At 42.5% G+C, this 644-nt stretch carries 2 tRNA genes and 1 rRNA gene; all 3 read right to left on the bottom strand.

What is annotated here, in order from left to right:
* Positions 1-304: 304 nt before the first annotated feature.
* Positions 305-380: transfer RNA gene (locus C9J42_RS21355), tRNA-Ala, on the bottom strand.
* 44 nt (positions 381-424) lie between these two features.
* Positions 425-501 (bottom strand) — tRNA-Ile (locus tag C9J42_RS21350).
* Between the two features lie 71 nt (positions 502-572).
* Positions 573-644, bottom strand: a 16S ribosomal RNA gene (locus C9J42_RS21345); the annotation flags it as partial.

The following is a 644-nucleotide window of genomic DNA, read 5'->3' as shown; positions in this document are numbered from 1 at the left end:
TCCACTTAAAAAGTGGAGTAAGTTGGTCAAACAACCAAGGTTTGTGTTTAACACTTCGATCAAGAAAGTATTAAACGTTGGTTTTTCGCCGGACTCATTGTTTTGTTTTCACTTTTAAAAAGTGAAAACAAACACAGACACTTGAATGTGTATGTTTTGAGAACTCGTTCTTCTTTCGAAGAACATTTTTTAAAATCAATCTATTGATTGAATTTACTAGTCAGCTTTCCAGATTGTTAAAGAACATGTAATCATCGTTAGATAACCACTTTTTAAAAACACTCACAAGAATGCGTTTAAAGAGTGGTGGAGCTATGCGGGATCGAACCGCAGACCTCCTGCGTGCAAGGCAGGCGCTCTCCCAGCTGAGCTATAACCCCAACGATATAAAAGACTAAACCGCCACCTTCTCTGGGAGAGAAAGTGGTGGGTCTGAGTGGACTTGAACCACCGACCTCACCCTTATCAGGGGTGCGCTCTAACCACCTGAGCTACAGACCCAAGTCTTTTTACGTTCTACATTTTAACCAAGCAATCTGTGTGGACACTGCATTAAACAGTAAGTCTTTAGGTAAGGAGGTGATCCAGCCCCAGGTTCCCCTAGGGCTACCTTGTTACGACTTCACCCCAGTCATGAACCACAC

Source organism: Photobacterium sp. GB-56, from assembly GCF_003026105.1.
Lineage (GTDB): Bacteria > Pseudomonadota > Gammaproteobacteria > Enterobacterales > Vibrionaceae > Photobacterium.
This window is presented reverse-complemented; position numbering and strand designations above follow the sequence as displayed.